Origin of the sequence: Clostridium boliviensis, from assembly GCF_033342255.1 — a bacterium.
GTDB lineage: Bacteria > Bacillota > Clostridia > Lachnospirales > Lachnospiraceae > Lacrimispora > Lacrimispora boliviensis.
In genome coordinates this window covers 157,210-174,806 of sequence record NZ_JAWONS010000109.1, presented here as the reverse complement: position 1 = coordinate 174,806, position 17,597 = coordinate 157,210, and the positions used below count along the sequence as shown (strand labels likewise).

Below are 17,597 nucleotides of genomic sequence, written 5' to 3'. Positions count from 1 at the left end.
AAACGAGCTGTAAAACCGCCCTTTCCCTACTGCAACTGAGTGATTAATTTTTCCGGCAGGTTCTTTAAATATTCTAATCCCTGTTCCCTGTCTTTTCGTATCTGTTCTTTTAACTGCTCAAGCCCCTCGAATTTCCGCTCCGGACGGATGAAGTGCAAAAGCTGTACCTCTATAGTCTTTCCATAAATATCCTGATTTATACCAAAAATGTAAGTTTCTGCACCAACTGGTGAGACCCCCTCCACAGTCGGCTTTCTTCCGATATTAGTAATCCCCCCGTAATAGGTACCCTCAACATACACCCGGGATATATAAACGCCAAAGACCGGCAGATGTTTTTCCGGAGGCGGAAGGATATTGGCGGTTGGAAATCCCAGAACCGCTCCTCCGATATGATTGCCGTGTACCACCTCTCCATGGATGGCATAGGGTTCTCCCAGCAGTTCATTGGCTTTTTCCATGTTGCCAAGATCCAGCTGCTCTCTGATGTAAGTACTGCTGATGTCCCGGTGCTCATCCTGTTCCTTCGGGATCACAATCAGCTCATAACCATACCGGTCCTTTAACTGCTCTAAAAGCGCTGCATTTCCAGCACCTTTGTATCCGAAGGAACAGTCTGTGCCTACCACAATGGTTCTTGCATTCATCTGTCTGACCAGAATCTGTTTTACAAATTCCTCAGGTTCCATCCTGGCAGTTTCCTCTGTAAAGGGATATTCCACCAGATAATCAATTCCCGCTCTCTCCAGATTATTCTTTCTCTCCAGATTGGTGGTGATCACCTTCTGGGCAATTCCATTTACAAGCATACCGGGAGACATGTCAAAGGTAAAGACTGCTGTCTTACATCCTGTTTCCTTCCTGATTTCCAACATCCGCCCAAGCAGCTTTTTGTGTCCTCTGTGACGTCCGTCAAACTTCCCCAGTGTCACCACAGCAGGCTCTTTGATCTGAAACTCTCTGGTTCCGGTAATATATTCCATTATCTGCTACCTCCCAGAAATACCTTCTGAGGCTTTAAAAGATTCCGTTCACTGTTGGGTTCATAGATTCCGATAAACTCCATACTGCTGTCATAAACGCGTACAGGACCATCGGACATCGTATATTCACCTACTGCCTGATTTTGCATAAATCGATTGCCGTTGTGAACCAGTTTGTCAAACTCCTCTTTCATTACCAGCTGTGGATAGGAGGAAAACATCTTGTCCACTGCAAGAATGTATTCTCCCAGGTTTCCTTCGTCCCTTAATTGTTCAATCCGGGAAAGTGTAAGGCTGTCTTTTACATAAAAATCCGAAACCCGGGTTCTTAAAAGAGATTCCATACAGCCTCCGCACCTCAGTTTCTCACCAATATCATGGCAGAGTGTGCGGATATAGGTGCCTTTGGAACAACTGACAGTAATAGTGACTCTGGGAAGCTCCATCTGCTCTATGCGGATATCATAGATCTCCACAGGTCTGGCCTTCCGCTCTATCTCTTTTCCTGCTCTTGCCAGCTCATAAAGCTTCTTTCCATCCACTTTTAATGCGGAATACATGGGAGGAACCTGATCGTAATGTCCAAGAAAGCTCAAGACTGCAGCTTTTACCTCTTCCTCCCCTGCCTCTAACGGACAGGTGTTTAAAACGGTTCCTGTGGTATCCTGGGTATCTGTTACCATCCCAAGAAGCAGCACCGCCTCATAAGTCTTTGTTTTATCTGTCAACATGTCACACAGTTTGGTTGCTTTTCCCAGACAGACAGGAAGAACTCCTTCTGCCATTGGATCCAGTGTCCCTGTATGACCTATTTTTTTTTGTTTTAAAATACCTCTCATTTTCGCCACGACGTCATGAGAGGTAAAACCTTTTTCTTTATATACATTAATAATGCCGTCTGCCATTGCCTGTATCTCCTAATTAAGCTGCTTCGATATCTGATCCGACAGATTGTTGATCACATCGTGAATACTACCTGTCATGGTACAGCCAGCCGCTTTTTTATGTCCGCCCCCGCCGAAATAGACGGCAATTTTACTTACATCAAGGTCTGTGGTGGAACGCAGGCTCACCTTATATTCCCTGCATGCAGTCTCATACATGAAAATCGCACACTCCACACCTTCTGTAATTCTTAACTGGTCAATGATTCCATCCATATCGCCGCTGCCGGCTCCATAGAAATCCATGTCTTTTTTTCCGATTGCACTGAAAATACATCTGCCATCGTGAAATGTGATGCTCTCCAGCAAGGCTCTGCCTAAAATCTGATTCTGTATATTGGTTTTCCTGTAGAAGCTGTCATCGATGATGCTTGAATAGTTAATTCCCTTTTCCATCATCTTTCCTGCAATTTCCATGGTTTTTGCAGAAGTACAGTCGTATTTGAATACACCGGTATCATGGATAATTCCGGTATAGATGCATTCGGCCACTGCTTTACTGATCTTATTCTCATCAAGAAGGTCAAATAATACCTCGCAGGTAGAACTTGCCTTCCCTTTGACTATATTTTCCGTACCATATCCGGTATTGGTAATATGGTGGTCTACACACAGACTTTTTTTCGCTGTGTTTAAGTATTTGACCGCTTCGCCAAAACGAAGCGTATCACTGCTGTCTAAGCAGATACAAAGATCATAGCTCTGGTCTGTGCCAAAGTCGCTGACAATGCGGTCAATATTTTTTAAATATGCAAATTTTACAGAGGGCTTTTCTAAATAGACCACTGCATCAATCTCCGGGCAATTTTCTTCCAGATAATTATAAACTGCCAGACAGGAACCAATACAGTCCCCATCTGGTCTCACGTGGCCAATAATTGCCACATTCTTCACATCTTTGAGAAATGTTTCAAGGAAACTCATAATGGCACCTCCTTACTCTTTGATGTCTTTCGTAACCTCGTCAATGAGTCTGGACATATTCACTCCATATTCTATAGACTGGTCCAGTATAAACTTAATTTCGGGTGTATTGCGAAGATTCACTCTCCGGGCAAGCTCCCGGCGAATATATCCTTCTGCACTTTTCAGTCCTTCGATTGTTGCTTTTCCTGCTTCTTCATCGCCCAGAATACTGATATATGCCTTACAGAATTTCAAATCCGGAGTCACCTCAACCGAAACCACGGTTGTCATGGGGTGAATTCTGGGATCCTTGATCTCCTGACGGATAATCTGGCTTAATTCCTTCTGCACTTCCATATTAATTCTGGTATTTTTTATACTGTTTTTACGCATCTTATTCCTTTCGCTTTCCGCCCGCATATTCAAAAAGACCAGCCCGCTAAAACGGGCTCATCTTCTGAATGTTCCAGATGGGATTCCTAGCGGGGAACCTCCACCATGGCATATGCTTCAATCATATCATCTTCCATAATATCATTAAATTTCTCAAATACAAGGCCGCACTCGTAACCAGTTGCAACTTCTTTTACATCATCCTTAAATCTCTTTAAGGATGCCAGCGGTCCTTCGTAAATCTTTTCTCCCTGACGGGTGATACGGATGCTGCAGCCTCTCTGGAATTTACCATCCATTACGTAGGAACCGGCGATGGTACCCACACCGGATGCCTTAAAGGTCTGACGGACAACGGCGTGACCGATGATCTTCTCTTCAAAGACAGGATCCAGCATACCCTTCATGGCAGATTCCACATCTTCAATGGCCTTATAAATTACCTTGTAAAGTCTTAAATCTACTTTTTCCCTGTCTGCAATGGATTTTGCCGTAACATCAGGTCTTACATTGAAACCGATGATTATGGCATTGGAAGCAGAAGCCAGGGCAACATCGGATTCATTGATGGCACCAACTCCGCCATGAATCACCTTAACCATTACTTCCTCATTGGACAGTTTCACAAGACTCTGTTTTACTGCTTCTACAGAACCCTGAACATCTGCTTTAATAATAAGAGGAAGCTCTTTTACATTACCAGCCTTAATCTGGGTGAACAGATCATCCAGTGACAGCTTCGCTTTTGTATCTTCTAACAACCGGTTCTTTCCTTCAGAGATAAAGGTTTCCGCAAAGTTTCTTGCTTCCTTCTCATTCTCTGTACCGATCAGAACATCACCTGCACCCGGAACATCGTTTAAGCCCAGAATCTCTACCGGAGTAGATGGACCGGCCTCTTTTACTCTCCGTCCCTTATCATCCATCATGGCACGGACTTTTCCGTAGCAGGAGCCTGCAGTAACGGTATCGCCTACATGAAGAGTTCCCTTCTGCACCAGAACGGTAGCAACCGGTCCCTTGCCCTTATCAAGCTCTGCCTCAATGATGAGACCTCTTGCACGGCGGCTTGGATTGGCTTTTAATTCTTTCACTTCTGCAGTAAGAAGAATCATCTCCAGAAGCTCTTTAATTCCGTCTTTGGTATGTGCGGATACCGGAACACATACTGTACTTCCGCCCCAGTCTTCCGGAACCAGTTCGTACTCAGACAGTTCCTGCTTAACACGGTCAAGATTTGCACTTGGCTTATCAATCTTATTGATGGCAACAATAATCTCCACCTCTGCTGCCTTCGCATGGTTGATCGCCTCGATTGTCTGAGGCATTACACCGTCATCTGCCGCTACAACAAGAATGGCGATATCGGTAGACTGGGCTCCTCTCATACGCATGGCTGTAAATGCTTCATGACCAGGTGTATCAAGGAATGTGATCTTCTGACCGCTGATTTCCACTGTATAAGCACCGATGTGCTGGGTAATACCGCCTGCCTCTCTGGAGGTGACATTGGTCTGGCGGATTGCATCAAGAAGAGAAGTTTTACCGTGGTCTACATGACCCATTACGCAGACAACCGGCGGTCTGGAAGCCATATCTTCCACATTTTCTTCTTCTTCTTTAAGGAGTTCTTCAATGACATCGATCTTAATTTCTTTCTCACAGAGAACTTCATATTCCATCGCAATTTCTTCTGCCTGTTCAAAGTCGATTTCTGTGTTGAGGGTAACGATCTTGCCCTTTAAAAACAGCTTCTTTACGATGGCAGAAGGCTGAAGTTTCATCTTTTCTGCCAGCTCTTTTATGGTTAAAATCTCAGGTACGATAATGGTCTTGATTTCCTCAACTTTAGGTTCTACATGAACTGGCGGCAGAATCGAGGCTTTTCCACCCTTTGCTGCTGTTCTTCCCTTGCTGACGTCATCCTTGTCTCTCTTATCAAACCTGCCGTTTTTATAGTTATTCTTCGTAGCTCTGTTACTGGTAGGTTTTGCCTGAATCGGAGTATCAAAACTTTTAGGTGCTCCGTCTCTGCTGGTGCGTGCTCCCTGGGGTCTTCCACTGCGGTAATCACTATCTTTGTCGTTCTGAAAACCACCCTGCGGTCTTCCATAACCCTGACCCTGCGGTCTGTTTCCCTGGTAGCCGCCCTGGCCCTGCGGTCTGTTTCCCTGGTAACCGCCCTGGCCCTGCGGCCTGTTTCCCTGGTAGCCGCCCTGGCCCTGTGGTCTGTTTCCCTGGTAGCCGCCCTGGCCCTGTGGTCTGTTTCCCTGGTAACCGCCCTGGCCCTGTGGTCTGTTTCCCTGGTAACCGCCCTGGCCCTGCGGTCTGTTTCCCTGGTAACCGCCCTGACCCTGTGGCCTGTTTCCCTGGTAGCCGCCCTGACCCTGCGGCCTGTTTCCCTGGTAACCGCCCTGACCCTGCGGTCTGTTTCCCTGGTAACCGCCCTGACCCTGCGGTCTTCCGTCACGATTTCCCTGGTAACCGCCCTGACCCTGCGGTCTTCCGTCACGATTTCCCTGGTAACCGCCCTGGCCCTGCGGTCTTCCGTCACGATTTCCCTGGTAACCGCCCTGACCCTGCGGTCTGTTTCCCTGGTAGCCGCCCTGACCCTGCGGTCTTCCGTCACGGTTTCCCTGGTAACCACCCTGACCCTGTGGTCTGTTTCCCTGGTAGCCGCCCTGACCCTGCGGTCTTCCGTCACGGTTTCCCTGGTAGCCGCCCTGGCCCTGTGGTCTGTTTCCCTGGTAGCTGCCCTGCCCCTGTGGTCTGTTTCCCTGGTAGCCGCCCTGGCCCTGCGGTCTGTCTTCCCGGCTTCCAGTACTATGATCTCTTGAAGATCCGTCAGAGTTCTGCTCTCTCTGTCCCATACTCTGGGAAGGTTTCTGCTGTGGTCTTGATGATCCCTGACCCTGCGGTTTCATCTGTGCATTCTGAGGTCTGAATACAGCCGCAATTTTCTTCTTTGGTGCTTCTGTATCATCACTGTCCGTTGCTTCAGAGCGTGCAGGTGCGGTTCCTCTGCTGCCCCCTACTTCCTTTTTCACGATTGCTGCCTGTTCATCGGTGATGTTTGAAGAACTCTTTAAATTTATGTTATGTTTTTCCAATATATCCAGTATCTCCTTACTCGTGTCTTTTCCCAGTTCTTTTGCCAGATCATATACTCTCATGCTTTCCTCCATTCTGTGCACATTCTGCAGCACATACCGGTAGATGTGAAGGATCCTTTTCACACTGACTACCTGCATTTGTATTCATTAGTTTCTCGATTGCCTTTGCAAACCCATGATCCACGACAGCAAGAGATGCCCTCATCTCCTTACCCATAGCGTGACCCAGTTCTTCTTTTGCAGCAAAGAAGTAAATTGGTATCTTATAGTAAGTACACATATTGGTAAACATCTTTCTTGTATTGTCTGAGGCTTCCTCAGAAACGATCACTAACGATGCTTTTCCTGCCTTAACGGATTTCTCAGTCATGAACTCTCCGCTCGAGATCTTCCCGGCTTTTGTCGCCAGGCCGATCAGATTCAGGATTTTCTGTCTGTTATCCAAACTGCTCCATCTCCCTTTCCAACGCTTCGTAAACTTCTTTTGGAATCGGCATTTTAAAGGAACGCTCCAGCCCCTTGCTCTTTACTGCTTTTTTGAAGCATTCCATAGAGGGACATAAATAAGCTCCCCTTCCATTCTTACGCCCGGTTCCGTCAAGAACAAAACTGTCTTCTGAAGTTTTTAAAACACGTATCATCTCTTTTTTATTTTTCATCTCACCGCAGCCGATACATTGTCTTTGCGGTACCTTTTTTGTACTCACGTCTCCATCACATCCTAATCATTATTCCTGAAAGCTGCCTTCGGTCTCTTCCGGCTGATATTCGTTCTGATACTCTTCCTCGTAAGATTCGCTGCTGTTAGCGCTGTCCTGATATTCTAGTCCCAGCTCTTCAAATAATCCCAACTCTCTTGCCTGTGTTTCACTCTTGATATCAATTTTATATCCGGTAAGCCGTGCTGCAAGTCTTGCATTCTGGCCTTCCTTGCCAATTGCCAGTGACAGCTGGTAATCCGGCACAATCACCTGTGCCTCTTTGGATTCCTCGTCAGCCACAACGCAGATAACCTTTGCAGGACTAAGTGCATTCTCAATTAAGTACGCCGGGTTATCATCCCAGTTGATAATATCAATTTTCTCTCCCCTCAGCTCATTCACGATGGAATTCACTCTTGCTCCGTTCAAGCCAACGCATGCGCCTACCGGATCTACATTGGAATCGTTGGATTTAACGGCGATCTTGGTTCTGGAGCCAGCTTCTCTTGCGATTGCCTTAATCTCCACCGTACCGTCCTTGACTTCTGTAACCTCAGACTCAAACAGACGTTTCACCAGGTCCGGGTGTGTCCTGGACACGGATATTCTTGGTCCCTTTGGGGTATCCTTTACTTCCAGCACTAAAACCTTGATTCGTTCCGTTGCCTTAAATACTTCCCCTTTCACCATCTCTGTTTCATTTAAAATGGCGTCTACCTTGCCTAAGTTGATGCTGACGTTTCTACCCAGATATCTCTGCACAATTCCGGTAACAACTTCCCGTTCCTGACAGTACCAGTCATTATACAGTGATTTTCTGCCTTCCTCACGGATCTTCTGTAAAATTACGTTTTTCGCATTCTGTGTGGCAATTCTTCCGAACTTTTTCGAGTCTATAGGACAATGAATCACATCTCCAATATCGTATTTGGGATTTGTCATCTTCGCCTCTGCCAGGCTGATCTGCAACAGAGGATCTTCAACTGTCTCCACCACTTCTTTTTCTGCGGTAACGTTAAAATCACAGGTATCACGGTTGATGCTGACTTTGATATTATCCGCTTTTCCAAAGTGGTTCTTGCACGCCGTAAGGAGAGAATTCTCAATTGCTTCCAACAAAGTCTCCTTGCTGATACTGTTCTCCTTTTCCAGAATATCCAGTGCTTCTAACAGTTCCTTATTCATTTTTTTATCCTCCTAATATCTCTTACTGTTTAGAAATCAAATGCCAGCCGAATGAGTGCGATCTCCGGTCGGTTGAGCGTAAGCTCTGTTCCATCTTCCTGGGCAATGGTCACAGTGTCCTTGTCATAGGATATCAGCGTTCCAGTGAAGTCCTTTTGTTTGTTCAAAGGCTTATACAGCTTAATGTCCACATCTTTTCCAATGCTTCTATCATAATCCTTGTCTTTTTTTAAGGGTCTGCCAAGTCCCGGGGAACTGACCTCCAGAATGTAGCTGTCTGCAATAAAATCCTTTTCATCCAGCCAGTCTCCCAGCTTCCTGCTTATGATTTCACAGTCGTCAACTGTAATTCCGCCTTCTTTATCAATATAAGCCCGTAAATACCAGTTTCCTGCTTCTTTTACATATTCCACGTCCACCAGTTCAAAATCGTTCTCTTTCACAAGGGGCATTAAAAAGCTTTCCGTTTTTGCCTCATACTCTTCTCTTTTAGCCATTTTCTTCCCACCTTTCCAAACAAAATTGAAAGAGTGGACTTGCGCCCACTCTCTATCCGTCAAACATGCTTGTTATCTTGAATAGTATAACACCCTTTTCCTGGAATTGCAAGAGTTTTTTCTCATATTTTCTGATTTTTCCAACTATTATTTGAATTTCTTAAATTGTTTCTATACCATGGGAGGACAAAGTTTTTCTCACACTCCTTTTTTTTGTACATATTATAACACTATATCAGAGTTAATTCTGTCAAATAAGGAGGACCCATGAAACCAAAACTGGAAGTTTCCGGGCTCAGTTACTCCTATCATTCCCTTGAGGGTGAGACACTGGCCCTTTCCAATATATCTTTTACTGCTGAAAACGGGGAATTCCTTGCTGTAGTCGGCCCCTCTGGCTGTGGGAAATCAACCCTGTTATCACTTTTATGCGGACTGCTGATTCCCGATGAGGGAAGAATCTTAATTGATGGCGTTCCTAAGGACGAATCGGAGGTTAATATCGGATACATGCTGCAGCGTGACCATCTATTTGAATGGCGCACAATTATGGGCAACGCAGAGCTTGGACTGGAAATTCAGAATAAAAGAAACAGCAGCTCCAGAGAAAAGCTGCATCACATGCTTCATACTTACGGTCTTGGCAGTTTTGAAAATGCAAGGCCGTCTGAACTGTCCGGCGGTATGCGCCAGCGTGCTGCCCTGGTCCGCACCCTGGCACTGGAACCGGACCTTCTTTTATTAGATGAACCGTTTTCCGCATTGGACTATCAGACCAGGCTGTCTGTCTGTGACGATATCAGCACTATTATAAAAAGCACTCATAAAACTGCTATTTTAATTACCCATGACCTGTCAGAGGCGATCAGTGTTGCCGACCGGGTGATAGTCCTGACGAAAAGGCCTGGCAGAATAAAGGCAGTTGTTCCCACCTCATTCGGCAGCGAGAACATACGGCCTCTGGACCGCAGAAATATGCCGGAGTTTTCCATATTTTTTAATCAGGTATGGAAGGAGCTGCAGAATCATGATTGAGACACATCCTACCCTGGCCCAGCAGGCATTTATTGAAAAAGAAAAAATACACCGCAGGAACGTCAGAGTCTGGCGCTTTATGCTGCTGGTCCTTCTGCTCTCCGTGTGGGAATTATGTGCCAGACTGGGCATTATCAATGACTTTATATTCAGTTCCCCATCAAGAATTACCATCTGCTTTCTTGAGATGGTAAAGGACAAAAGCATCTTTATGCACATAGGAGTAACCGTCATGGAAACACTGGTCAGCTTTGTACTGGTAGTCCTATGCGGTTTTCTGATTGCCGTTCTCCTTTGGTCCAGCCGGAGCATATCAGAGGTTTTGGAACCGTATCTGGTGATGTTAAACAGCCTTCCCAAATCTGCTCTTGCCCCTATCTTAATAGTATGGCTGGGGAATAATGTTAAGACAATTATTGTAGCTTCCATCTCTGTCGCTGTGTTTGGCTGCATTATGACACTCCATACGGGGTTTTCACAGACTGACCCGGATAAGATCAAGCTGATTTATTCACTGGGCGGAACAAAAAAAGATGTGCTGCTAAAAGTACTTCTCCCGGGGTCCGTCCCCCTTATTATCAGTAATATGAAAGTGAATATCGGACTTTGTCTGGTAGGTGTGATTATCGGAGAATTCCTGGCGGCGAATAAAGGACTGGGATATTTGATTATTTACGGCAGCCAGGTGTTTAAAATGGATCTGGTTGTGATGAGCATTGTGATCCTTTGTATTGTTTCGGCGATTTTGTATCAGGGGATTTCGATGCTGGAGAAAAAGATTCGTTTCTAAATTATAAAATTATGAAAAAGGAGTTTTTACCAATTGGCGGTTTCTATTTGGTAAAAACTCCTTAAATTATTGCCTAAGGCTGTTTCTAATTCCCGGCAGCCTTTGCATAGTTTATATTTACGGGGTATAAATGACTTTTTTTATCCTTATACCTCATTTAACAATTTTCCCACCTTCTCTATCCCTCTTGAGGGCATTGCAGCTGATAAGTCCTAATTTATGCCCCGCCATTATTGAGTTTGCGGGACATAGATGTAATCTTTTTCCTACGTATGCCCCTTTTCTTCAAATTTATGATCCCCTCTTTACCATTTGGGGGCATAGCAGCCGATACAACTTTGCCTATGCCCCAAATAAGGTTACCCAAAACCAAAACTCCCCTGAACATCTCTGCCTCCCCTACATATGCCTGATTAAAGGAGCGCCTACAGTACATTAACGCTCCTTCTATCCAGCCAGCTATTTTGCTGTACTTCTGCTTATATCAGACCTATTATGACTAATAGCTATTACCTCTTTATCACACTTCCATCCGGATAACGGGCGAATCTTCCCGTTTCCCTTTCATGAACCGGCTCATCATCAGGCCATGGCCAGCCTCCAAACTGCGTATTCTGATAATCCTTATATGCATTTTGTATTTCTTGTTCGGTATTCATAACAAATGGTCCATATTGTGCGACCGGCTCATTGATTGGTTCCCCCTCTAAAAGTAACACGAAACTGGTTTTCTCACCATTTACCACTGTAATTGAATCTTCTCCTGAAAGCCTGATCCGGGAGGAAGGTGTAATATTTTGACCATCTATGGTAATGAAACCTGATCCCTGATAGAAATATAAGTTGCGGTTTAATGTCTTAGATCCTGCAGCAATATGAAATTCTGCCCCAGGCTCCAGCTCCACAAGCTGGATTCCCACATGATTTTCTTCCCTTGCTGCCCACGAATTTTTCGTTGGCTCCAGACTTTTTTTGTCTTCATATTTTCCGGCAATTAATCGTATGGTTGCGGTCTTTCCTTCTTCATTTGTATGCTTTATCACTGGAATATCTTCTGCCCAGAGCATATTATAATCGGGTTCTGCGAACTTACTCGCTGCCGGTAAATTCAGCCAGATCTGAAATAATTCAAGAGGGTTATCCTTATTCTGATGCACCAGCGGAAACATCTCTACATGCTGGCAGCCCGCTCCGGTAGTCAGCCACTGGACGTCTCCATTTCCATAACGCCCCTCCGCTCCCTTGGAATCAAAATGGTCAACAAGCCCTTCCAGCACGACCGTAACAGTCTCAAAACCACGGTGGGGGTGAACTGGAAATCCAGGAACCTTTTCTCCATGATACATACTAAAACCGTCTTTTCCGGAAAAATCATTCCCTATTCTTCTTCCTGCTAAAGAAACTGCAGGTCCCTGTACCTCATTCCCTGCCGGGAATTGGTCCTTATGATGCATGGTTGCCAGAAATGGACTGTCCATTCCCCATTGAAATCCTATTTTTTCTATTGTTTTTATCTTTTTGCTCATATCATTCACTCCTTGTCTTAATATTTTTCAACAGATGCACTAATAGTTCTTTTTCCTCTTCATTCAGTCCGGTAAAGCTCTCTGCCAGATCTTCCACATGCCTGGGGAAAATCTCTTCAATTTTATTTCTCCCTTTTTGTGTGATTGCAATAATACAGGACCTTTTATCATTGGGATTTGGATGTCTTTCTATCATGGCATCTTTTTCTAAGTTATTAATTACCACCGTCATGTTTCCGGAGGTAGAAAGTATACTCTCAATAATCTCGTTAATTGTTAAATCGCCTTTGTGGTACAATGCCTCCAGCACAGCGAATTGAGCTGAGGTGAGACCACCCTGGCTAAAGATGGCACCCGCTCTTCTGTGGAGTGCCTGGGTTGTTCTGCTAAGTCCGATAAATGCTTTTAGGTTGATGTCATTTTCTTTTCCATAAGATATTGTGTTCTTTTTCATAGTTTGAATATATCACTAATTAGTGATATTGTCAATCGTGATTTTAATATTGCGTTCAGTATGACTAAATGGAATATATGTAATTAATGTTATGTTGGAGTTATGGATTGATATAATTGAGTATCGCTAAGATTTTAAAGATTTTCTGATCAGATTTTTAATCCAGGAAACGGATATAGGTACTGTAAGGCTTATAATACACTTCAAGCCCTTGAATCAACAGTCTTTTGCATCGGCCTTTGAAAAAGGGCTTAAACTCAATATAGCTATCTGTACATTATCATTTCTTGCATCTGATGTCAGGCATACTTTATGATTTATTAAATTCCCCATTAATTATCCTAAATTGCGTCGATTTCCTCCCATGCTTCTTCAATTGTATACAAGAACCCCCTTTCAATACTTTCAACTCCTTTTTCCAGTTCTGACCTAATAGCCTGTATTGCTTCAGCTTCTGAGCTTAAATAATATTATTAGAATAGCCCACCATTATACTTTAATTGAGTAAAAATCATAATAATCAAACCACTAATGAAGCAGACTCCAAAGAATATCCATCCATAAAACGTATTTGTTATAAAATCAACTGTACCTGTCAATATCATTCCGCATCCCATTATAATACATGCTTTACCCATTTTTTCTGTGTATGGTTTCTTGTCCTTTTCAACCACTTTAGTATAGTGATAATCATGGATTAGTGTTATCTGCTCTTTTTTCCAGATACGCCACCCCACAAAACTAAAAAATAACCCTATCAGTACCAGAAATATCAATTCAAACATAAATACCCTCCATAGTTAGTTGGACAAAAAAACAATTACAGAATTCCAGAAATCCTCATTAATTTTCGATAATATTGTTTTATTGTTTGTATCTTTTACTTCTTCTCCAAATATAAATGGGGGACGAAAATAGTGTCCTGCATTCTCATATATTTCACAGAAAATTTTTTCGCCCTTATGATGCGCTTCCATAGTATCTTTTATTATCTTAACAGAAGCCACACTGTTCCAAACAAAATCTTTCTTACCTGCGACTAATAAAATATGAGCTTCTGTTTTCTCTATTTTAATACGTGCCTTTTCTTTAAATCGGTCAGGTATCAGATTTCTTGATAATTCATAAGAAAGATAATAACCCTGAGGTAAATTAAAAATTTGGATTATGGTGTTTTTAATAGATTCAATGAACGCCAGAATGGGAAAAACAACTAAACGGGGTATCGGCATTTTCTCCAATGACCACGCTGAGGATATCGTATATATTCCCTGCCAAACATATGCTGAAGGAGAAACAGCTATCACTTTTTTTACCTTTTCATTCAGAGTTGAGGTCAATAACGCCAATTCAGCTCCTCTTGAAAATCCCATTATCGATACATCAGCCGTTTCTGACATATTACATAACCAATCAATTCCAGCATTTATGTATTCAACTGGAATCAGTCTTAAAAAAGCCGGAAGTTCTTTTCTTGGATCAGGATCACCAGCCGGACTGAAATACTGAAGACTAAGTACATTAAAACCTTTATTAGCCAGACATGCAGCAATCGGAAGCATAGGATTTGCAACTCCTTCTGAACCGCCCAGCAAAAGAATTGAATGCGTGGTTTTTTTATCTGAATGATAAAAGTAGTGTCCTGTAATAGGCGTAGTAATGCGTTTGCATTGAACCTCTTTATCAGTAAAATAACGTTTAAATGATTTTACCATCTTTTCTCCACAACAAGTTACCGTTAAACAACATACTAGATATTCTCTTGTAAAATCCCGCTCATACCGAATATTTTTAACTGGTCGCATTTCTTTACAAGATGCAAATAACCCCATGGAGTCTATTCCTTTATAATCACCTTCAACAGGAGCCGTTTCTGCTAAATTCACAATACCATTTTTATCTGTCTTGTATAATCCATATGATTTGCAAATGGCATCACACCACGAATATTGTAATTCAAATTCAATGTTGCATTCCGTATCTGGCTCCAAGTCAGAAATAATAAAATCAAGTCGTTCATCAACAAATTCCGTACTTCCTAAGATAGTTATATTCATCTGGATATTTTATCAAGCCACTTACTTGATATACCTCCTGTTTATATAGAATGAATCTATTTTCAGTTTATATTTTAATGAAAAAGAAGTCAACAAAATGCACCATACCTTATTTCGCAAAGTTCGACACAATATCTTATATATTGCTTCTTGCAACAATGCTTGACTTTCCAATACCTCAAGTGTATATTTTAATTTTATACGGTAATAACGAAACCTTCTACCGCAAATCTACTAATCAGGTGAACCAAACATGAAATCTAACTTTTTAAAGCAAAGCGCCGAGCAGAGACGGGATCTCATTCTAAACGGCTCCGTATTTACGACCATATTATTTCTATCTGTACCCACCCTTATGATGGGACTCATTCAATCCGCCATACCGGTTATCGATGGTTTGTTTTTAAACAACCTGGTAGGAACCAGGGCGGCCAGCGCCGTTACATACTGTACTCCCATTGTAAACATGATATCTGCCCTGGCTCAGGGCCTAAGTGTTGCCGGTATGGCAATTATCGGTCAGTCCAATGGGAACGGGAATTTCAATAACAGCCGAAAGATATCCACTCAAATCATTGTTTTTACTTTTTTACTGGGCTTTGCTCTTGCTCCTTTGCTGATTGCCCTTGCCTTTCCAATATCTGCTCATGTAAATAAGGAAATTTCACACAATGTTTTTCTTTATCTTGCCTTAAGCGCCTGTGTGACACCGTTTTCATTTATGGAATCTATTTATAATTCCATTAAAAATGCCAATGGCAAGCCGGAGGATACCTTTGTCCGGATGGTGATCATGCTGATTCTTAAAATTATTTTCAGTGCCCTCTTTATTGCGGTATTCCATTGGGGTCTTGTTGGCTCTGTCATGGCTTCTCTGGCATCTAACTTTTTAATTACCGGCTGGATGTATTATGAGTTATTTATCAAAAAAACAGGAGAACGCTTTGTGCTGGCCGGCTTCCGGTTTGACTGGACTATTATTAACACCTTACTGCGCATTGGCTTTCCTGCTATGCTTTCCAGTCTGATGCTCAACCTGGGTTTCTTCCTGATCAACAATGAGGTGGCGAAATATGGGGCTGTTATTTTAAATGGACAGGGTATTGCTAATAACATTACATCCATATGCTTTATACTCCCCTCCTCTTTCGGTTCCGCAGTCACCACCATGGTCAGCATGAATATAGGCGCAAAGCAGCCGGAGAAGGCTAAAAAAGCATGTCTGGTTGGTTGTGTCATAAGTGCTGTCACCGCAGCATTCTTAATCGCCCTGGTCGTGCCACTGTCATCAAAGCTTACAGTGCTGTTTACCAGGGATGCCTCTGTTCTTTCTGTAGCAAACAAGGCACTTCACATTTACACCTATTCCGTAATTGGTTTCGGCATCTGCATGGTTCAGCAGGGAGCTTTTATTGGTCTGGGGAAGACCCGGATCACTCTCGCCATAAGCCTGCTGCGGGTATGGCTTCTGCGATACATATTTATCCTGGCGACAGAACATGTGCTGAGCTTTTATTCCGTGTTCTGGGGAAACCTGTTTTCCAATTACATGGCTGCCCTCATTACTACCATCCTGATTTTAAGAGTGAAATGGGTTTCTGACATAAACTACTGACCATTGTTAAAAGGAGCGTTTGCAGCACAAGAAATATGCAGCAAGCGCTCCTTTTATTATTCCGTTACTAATGGTTTAGCATAAATAAAAATTCATCTGAAATGCAACCATATAACAAAACAATTATACTCATTATAATAACTGTAACCCGATAAGTAAAAATTTCAAACCTTTTTTTCCACTCAGACCAGTCTTTATCTTTCTCCCTGTCTTTTCTTAAGATAGAGACCGCACCAATTATAAGTCCTATACTTCCCACAGCAAACAAAACTGCTTTTATGCATTCCAGAGCGTTTAACAAATTTCCGCCTGATAAAATAAGGCCAAAAATACCGCTGATAACTACTAAGACCATGCTTGCCAGGCTGCTGTACTTCAAGCATTTCCAAAAATCCTCTCCAATCCTCTTTAACCGTTTCATCATAAGGAACCTATTTCGTATACAAGTGGCAGGCCACGAAATGTCCCTGTTCCACTTCTATTAATTCTGGTTCTTCGCATCTGCACCGATCGGTTACTTTCCGGCATCTGCCCTGGAATTTACAGCCTGGCGGCGTATTAATGGGACTGGGAACATCCCCTTCCAGCATGATTCTCTGCCTGGTATCTTCTATTTTTGGATCAGCAATGGGAATGGCTGACATTAATGCTTCCGTATAAGGATGGAGTGGATTATGATAAAGGACTTCTGACTCCGCAAGTTCAACGACGGACCCTAAATACATAACTGCAATCCGGTCAGATATATGTTTCACCATTGCCAGATCATGGGCAATAAATAAATACGTCAGCTTCATTTCCTTTTGAAATTGAATCAGCATATTGGCAATCTGGGCCTGAATGGATACATCCAATGCGGATATCGGCTCATCGCACATAATAAATTTCGGTTCCACAGCCAGAGCTCTTGCAATTCCGATTCTCTGCCTCTGTCCGCCCGAAAATTCATGGATAAAACGGTTCGCATGCTCTTTATTTAAACCCACCAGTTCCAAAAGATGAGAAATCTTTTCATCTTTTTCCTGCTTTGTTTTCGCCAGACCATGAATTTCTATCCCCTCACCGATAATCTCTGCAACGGTCATTCGGGGGTCCAGAGAAGCATATGGATCCTGGAAAATAACCTGGACTTCTTTATTAAAAGCCTTTTTTTCTTTTCCTTTCAGTTTATGGACATTCTGTCCTTTGTAGTATACTTCCCCTTCCGATGCACGATACATACCCACGACCGTACGTCCGCAGGTTGTTTTTCCACAGCCGGATTCCCCCACAAGACCTAATGTTTCCCCTTCCTTTATGGAAAAAGAAACGTCGTCTACCGCTTTTAAAACGTCATGTTTCCCGACATTAAAGTATTTCTTTAAGTGCTTTACCTCTAAAATATCCTGACTACTCATT

Annotated in this window: 18 protein-coding genes; 3 read left to right on the top strand and 15 right to left on the bottom strand. The window is 43.1% G+C overall.

The annotated features are described in order from the left end of the window. Positions 1 to 26 precede the first annotated feature (26 nt). From RZO55_RS07330 to rimP, 9 genes are all read right to left on the bottom strand, one after another. A complete protein-coding gene (locus RZO55_RS07330) occupies positions 27 to 983 on the bottom strand; it encodes a bifunctional riboflavin kinase/FAD synthetase (protein WP_318063628.1) in 957 nt (318 codons plus the stop codon). Further along, positions 983 to 1,888 (bottom strand): tRNA pseudouridine(55) synthase TruB, encoded by a 906-nt coding sequence (gene truB, locus RZO55_RS07325; protein WP_318063626.1) that lies wholly within the window; start codon positions 1,886 to 1,888, stop codon positions 983 to 985. Before truB ends, RZO55_RS07330 begins: the two co-directional genes overlap by 1 nt. A gap of 12 nt (positions 1,889 to 1,900) precedes the next feature. Next, the gene (locus tag RZO55_RS07320; RefSeq protein ID WP_318063625.1) at positions 1,901 to 2,851 is read right to left on the bottom strand and encodes a DHH family phosphoesterase; all 951 of its coding nucleotides are present in this window, start codon (positions 2,849 to 2,851) and stop codon (positions 1,901 to 1,903) included. Positions 2,852 to 2,863: 12 nt separating this feature from the next. Beyond that, positions 2,864 to 3,226: a 30S ribosome-binding factor RbfA gene (gene rbfA / locus RZO55_RS07315; RefSeq protein ID WP_318063624.1), complete on the bottom strand. Its 363-nt coding sequence runs from the start codon at positions 3,224 to 3,226 to the stop codon at positions 2,864 to 2,866. Positions 3,227 to 3,312: 86 nt separating this feature from the next. Beyond that, positions 3,313 to 6,399: a translation initiation factor IF-2 gene (gene infB / locus RZO55_RS07310; RefSeq protein WP_318063623.1), complete on the bottom strand. Its 3,087-nt coding sequence runs from the start codon at positions 6,397 to 6,399 to the stop codon at positions 3,313 to 3,315. Further along, complete coding sequence (locus tag RZO55_RS07305) at positions 6,386 to 6,784, bottom strand: L7Ae/L30e/S12e/Gadd45 family ribosomal protein (protein ID WP_336624271.1); 399 nt, start codon at positions 6,782 to 6,784, stop codon at positions 6,386 to 6,388. The genes infB and RZO55_RS07305 overlap by 14 nt, the downstream gene beginning before the upstream one ends. Further along, the gene (rnpM, locus tag RZO55_RS07300) at positions 6,777 to 7,046 is read right to left on the bottom strand and encodes an RNase P modulator RnpM (protein ID WP_097002829.1); all 270 of its coding nucleotides are present in this window, start codon (positions 7,044 to 7,046) and stop codon (positions 6,777 to 6,779) included. The genes RZO55_RS07305 and rnpM overlap by 8 nt, the downstream gene beginning before the upstream one ends. Positions 7,047 to 7,067: 21 nt before the next feature. Beyond that, positions 7,068 to 8,225, bottom strand: coding sequence for a transcription termination factor NusA (gene nusA / locus RZO55_RS07295; RefSeq protein WP_318063622.1), 1,158 nt, complete (start codon positions 8,223 to 8,225; stop codon positions 7,068 to 7,070). Between the two features lie 29 nt (positions 8,226 to 8,254). Then, complete coding sequence (gene rimP / locus RZO55_RS07290; protein ID WP_318063621.1) at positions 8,255 to 8,722, bottom strand: ribosome maturation factor RimP; 468 nt, start codon at positions 8,720 to 8,722, stop codon at positions 8,255 to 8,257. Between the two features lie 267 nt (positions 8,723 to 8,989). Here rimP and RZO55_RS07285 point away from each other — a divergent pair, with 267 nt between their 5' ends. Together RZO55_RS07285 and RZO55_RS07280 are read left to right on the top strand one after the other, a co-directional pair. Next, positions 8,990 to 9,757: an ABC transporter ATP-binding protein gene (locus RZO55_RS07285; RefSeq protein WP_318063620.1), complete on the top strand. Its 768-nt coding sequence runs from the start codon at positions 8,990 to 8,992 to the stop codon at positions 9,755 to 9,757. Then, on the top strand, positions 9,750 to 10,547 hold the full coding sequence (locus RZO55_RS07280; protein ID WP_318063619.1) for an ABC transporter permease: 798 nt from the start codon (positions 9,750 to 9,752) through the stop codon (positions 10,545 to 10,547). Before RZO55_RS07285 ends, RZO55_RS07280 begins: the two co-directional genes overlap by 8 nt. 509 nt (positions 10,548 to 11,056) lie before the next feature. On the opposite strand, the gene RZO55_RS07275 is transcribed toward RZO55_RS07280, so the two are convergent. The 4 genes from RZO55_RS07275 to RZO55_RS07260 all read right to left on the bottom strand — a co-directional run bounded on the left by RZO55_RS07275 (position 11,057) and on the right by RZO55_RS07260 (position 14,584). After that, the gene (locus RZO55_RS07275; protein WP_318063618.1) at positions 11,057 to 12,073 is read right to left on the bottom strand and encodes a pirin family protein; all 1,017 of its coding nucleotides are present in this window, start codon (positions 12,071 to 12,073) and stop codon (positions 11,057 to 11,059) included. Position 12,074: 1 nt separating this feature from the next. Next, the gene (locus tag RZO55_RS07270; RefSeq protein ID WP_318063617.1) at positions 12,075 to 12,527 is read right to left on the bottom strand and encodes a MarR family winged helix-turn-helix transcriptional regulator; all 453 of its coding nucleotides are present in this window, start codon (positions 12,525 to 12,527) and stop codon (positions 12,075 to 12,077) included. 473 nt (positions 12,528 to 13,000) lie between these two features. Then, positions 13,001 to 13,312, bottom strand: coding sequence for a DUF3784 domain-containing protein (locus RZO55_RS07265; protein WP_318063616.1), 312 nt, complete (start codon positions 13,310 to 13,312; stop codon positions 13,001 to 13,003). Positions 13,313 to 13,327: 15 nt separating this feature from the next. After that, complete coding sequence (locus RZO55_RS07260; RefSeq protein WP_318063615.1) at positions 13,328 to 14,584, bottom strand: acyl-CoA thioesterase/bile acid-CoA:amino acid N-acyltransferase family protein; 1,257 nt, start codon at positions 14,582 to 14,584, stop codon at positions 13,328 to 13,330. 253 nt (positions 14,585 to 14,837) lie between these two features. On the opposite strand from RZO55_RS07260, the gene RZO55_RS07255 reads away from it, so the two are divergent. Beyond that, positions 14,838 to 16,199: an MATE family efflux transporter gene (locus RZO55_RS07255; RefSeq protein ID WP_318063614.1), complete on the top strand. Its 1,362-nt coding sequence runs from the start codon at positions 14,838 to 14,840 to the stop codon at positions 16,197 to 16,199. A 67-nt stretch (positions 16,200 to 16,266) separates the two neighbouring features. Here the strand turns inward: RZO55_RS07255 and RZO55_RS07250 are convergent, their stop codons facing one another. Further along, a complete protein-coding gene (locus tag RZO55_RS07250; RefSeq protein WP_318063613.1) occupies positions 16,267 to 16,623 on the bottom strand; it encodes a hypothetical protein in 357 nt (118 codons plus the stop codon). A gap of 7 nt (positions 16,624 to 16,630) precedes the next feature. Further along, positions 16,631 to 17,596 carry an ABC transporter ATP-binding protein gene (locus RZO55_RS07245; protein ID WP_318063612.1) on the bottom strand — a complete coding sequence of 322 codons (966 nt, stop codon included), beginning with the start codon at positions 17,594 to 17,596 and terminating at the stop codon, positions 16,631 to 16,633. Position 17,597: the final 1 nt, after the last annotated feature.

Bases quoted from the DNA above. Each gene is read 5' to 3' on its own strand.
- RZO55_RS07320 (WP_318063625.1), bottom strand. From the start codon at position 2,851: ATGAGTTTCCTTGAAACATTTCTCAAAGATGTGAAGAATGTGGCAATT.
- RZO55_RS07255 (WP_318063614.1), top strand. From the start codon at position 14,838: ATGAAATCTAACTTTTTAAAGCAAAGCGCCGAGCAGAGACGGGATCTC.
- RZO55_RS07330 (WP_318063628.1), bottom strand. From the start codon at position 983: ATGGAATATATTACCGGAACCAGAGAGTTTCAGATCAAAGAGCCTGCT.
- RZO55_RS07265 (WP_318063616.1), bottom strand. From the start codon at position 13,312: ATGTTTGAATTGATATTTCTGGTACTGATAGGGTTATTTTTTAGTTTT.
- RZO55_RS07285 (WP_318063620.1), top strand. From the start codon at position 8,990: ATGAAACCAAAACTGGAAGTTTCCGGGCTCAGTTACTCCTATCATTCC.
- RZO55_RS07245 (WP_318063612.1), bottom strand. From the start codon at position 17,596: ATGAGTAGTCAGGATATTTTAGAGGTAAAGCACTTAAAGAAATACTTT.
- nusA (WP_318063622.1), bottom strand. From the start codon at position 8,225: ATGAATAAGGAACTGTTAGAAGCACTGGATATTCTGGAAAAGGAGAAC.
- infB (WP_318063623.1), bottom strand. From the start codon at position 6,399: ATGAGAGTATATGATCTGGCAAAAGAACTGGGAAAAGACACGAGTAAG.
- truB (WP_318063626.1), bottom strand. From the start codon at position 1,888: ATGGCAGACGGCATTATTAATGTATATAAAGAAAAAGGTTTTACCTCT.
- RZO55_RS07280 (WP_318063619.1), top strand. From the start codon at position 9,750: ATGATTGAGACACATCCTACCCTGGCCCAGCAGGCATTTATTGAAAAA.
- RZO55_RS07275 (WP_318063618.1), bottom strand. From the start codon at position 12,073: ATGAGCAAAAAGATAAAAACAATAGAAAAAATAGGATTTCAATGGGGA.
- rimP (WP_318063621.1), bottom strand. From the start codon at position 8,722: ATGGCTAAAAGAGAAGAGTATGAGGCAAAAACGGAAAGCTTTTTAATG.
- RZO55_RS07250 (WP_318063613.1), bottom strand. From the start codon at position 16,623: ATGATGAAACGGTTAAAGAGGATTGGAGAGGATTTTTGGAAATGCTTG.
- rbfA (WP_318063624.1), bottom strand. From the start codon at position 3,226: ATGCGTAAAAACAGTATAAAAAATACCAGAATTAATATGGAAGTGCAG.
- RZO55_RS07260 (WP_318063615.1), bottom strand. From the start codon at position 14,584: ATGAATATAACTATCTTAGGAAGTACGGAATTTGTTGATGAACGACTT.
- RZO55_RS07270 (WP_318063617.1), bottom strand. From the start codon at position 12,527: ATGAAAAAGAACACAATATCTTATGGAAAAGAAAATGACATCAACCTA.